Genomic DNA, 2,624 nt, shown 5'->3' with positions numbered 1-2,624 from the left:
CACGACTGGCAGGGCACCGTCACCCTCCTGCTCACCACGACGGGACGGCGCAGCGGCAAGGAGTCAATTTCTTAAAGATAATCATTTATTTAATGAATCATTAGATAAATTAGACGAACCAAAAATAAAAAAAGCCACTCGTCGAATGATTAATCAAATGATTAAAGATAATAAAATGGATAAAAATCATACATTTTGGTGCGCGAATATTCATTATGACACTGACAATATTCATATCCATATAGCTACTTCCGAAGAAAAAAACACACGAACAACTATAAAAGAAGGAAAATTCAAAGGACAATATAAAGGTAAAAGAACTTCTAAAACAATTAGAAATATGAAAAGTACTTTTGCTAATTCTCTTTATAAAGATATTAATTTAATGAAAGAAATTCATCAGTTAAAAAAAGAAATGAGAAAAGAGGTAAGATTCAATCTTTCTCGTGAATGTAAAGATTGGACGGTTTCTTTAAACATTAAGATGAAGAAATTGAAAAAAATGAAAAGAATAAGTAAGTAAGTAATAAGTATACCAAACAATAAAAAAATCTTACTTTTAATGTCACTATTTCAAACATAATAGATAAAAGCTAGAGATATTTTAATACATATAAAGCTGTTTTTAATGCGATACCAAGTTTCGCGAAGAGTACAGATTTTCATTAATGAAAGGGTGTAATTAAAATACATTTACTGAACAACGTGTTGTTATTTGTAATAAATAGTGTCTCTAATTATCATGTCTCTATTTTGAAGTATAAATATAAATTTAAAAATATGGTTTTCTATATGATGAATTATTTATTTTGAATATTTTTATAAGTCTACATGTACCATATTTCTTCTAATGAGCCTTGTTTAAAGCATTTTAACCATACTTTTGTTAATGCAGACATTATTAATATCGTTATCACTGATATTAAAATCGATTAACTTGATGTAGGATAACTAGAATTGAAAAAAATTTTGATAATTAAATTTAATAATATAAAGTTAGTAAATGCGGTTTTGCCAACTTTTTCAGCTGTTTTTAACCATTGTCGAACCATCTGACGATGATACCCCGCTAGAGGATTAGTTTATGGAGATGAAGCCAAAGTATCATGAATGAATCTGAAAAAACAAGTGTTAACCTGCTGTTTAAAATAAGATTAGTCAGAAAAGAAATGTAGATAGAATCATATTGTGCCTTCTATCAGATTAGGAGACAACAGAATATTCATCAATCCTAGTAAAAGTGATGAGCCATATTAAATAATTAGAGTTAATGTATGTTAAATTACTGTGAATAAGACATGAAATTTCTTTGAAATCAATTCAATATGATAGACAATCAAGAAAGATTGATTAATAATTTAGTTATAGAGATGATTATCTTCCCCAAATGTTCTTCTCTATGTGTTAATCATCTTCATGATTGTCATTTATACTTAGCTAATCGTGGTTTATAGTGCTACATTTAGTCAAAAGTCTTATAATGATGCTGTTCAATCCAAACAATTAGAGGTGAAAGTTATGAGCGACTTTGTAAAATTTGTTGAAAAAGTAATTAATTTTTTACGTAGCATCTTAGTCAATGGTGAACCAAACAATTAATGAAAAATGACCACTCCTTAATTGGAGTGGCTTTTTAAGTATAAAGCATTTACTCTTAGATTATTTGACTTTCACAACTATTTTAATAAATAGTGAACAATTTTAAAACACAGTACAAATCACTAGACAATTCTTGTATACAGATTAACAATTAGTTTGTAAGAGTTGTTCACCTCTTATTATATTTTTTACATAGGTTCTCCGAAACTTACTGACAAATTTTAAGATTTGTGCTACACCACAATTGGTGTAGCTTTTTAAGTTATTATGTTCTTATCTAAAAAAATAAAGTCGCAATTTGTAATTTGTATAACTGCATTTAAAATTATGAGGTAAAAAACTTCTGTTGTGCAAAGAAAGTAATATTATTAAGATTAAGAATGTTTTAAGGGAAACTAACATAAAAGAATAGTATATTTCTAGTCGTTATAGAGCATTAACATTTTATCTTAGATGTTTTAATATTATTTTTCGTTTTTAGATGAGTTACAGTTTGACGTAGAATTAAACTTCTCTTCTTGACTAGCTATTCTTTTCTTAGATTTATCTTTTTGAAAACTATCGCTATGAGAAGTATTATTTTCATTATACAATCCTTCCTTTTACTAATTGTCATATTTATATAATCAGTAATATGTTCTTCTAAATTATTTGTTTTGAATATTTTTATAAGTCCACATGCGCCATATTTTTTCTAATGGTCCTTGCTTAAAGTATTTTAACCATACCATTGTTAATACAGACATTATCAATATCGTTATCACTGATATTAAAATCGATTGACTTGGTGTAGGACAACTAGAATTGAAGAATATTCTAATAATTAAATTTAATAATAGAATTTGTAATATAAAGTTGGTAAATGCGGTTTTGCCAACTTTTTCAGCTGGCTTTAACCATTGTCGAACCCTCTGACTTTGAGTAATAAACATCAGTAAAATAAAGTAAATAAAAGTTTGTAAAGGGGTTATTAAATATAATATTAAATTTTTATCGATATTAAAGTATTTTTGGCTTAAGCCTAC

General features: G+C 27.0%; 2 protein-coding genes. One reads left to right on the top strand and one right to left on the bottom strand.

The window, feature by feature from the left end; genetic code table 11:
• A partial coding sequence (mobL, locus tag AB0C84_RS45885; RefSeq protein WP_361079173.1) for a relaxase MobL occupies window positions 1-523 on the top strand: 523 nt, incomplete at its 5' end.
• Between the two features lie 1,723 nt (window positions 524-2,246).
• Here mobL and AB0C84_RS45880 read toward each other — a convergent pair.
• The coding region (locus AB0C84_RS45880) for a DUF418 domain-containing protein (protein ID WP_361079170.1) at window positions 2,247-2,624 on the bottom strand (378 nt) is incomplete at its 5' end.

The organism is Actinomadura sp. NPDC048955, assembly GCF_040649435.1.
Lineage (GTDB): Bacteria > Actinomycetota > Actinomycetes > Streptosporangiales > Streptosporangiaceae > Spirillospora > Spirillospora luteofluorescens.
Note: the sequence above shows the minus strand (reverse complement) of the source record. Positions and strands in the feature narration are given on the sequence as shown.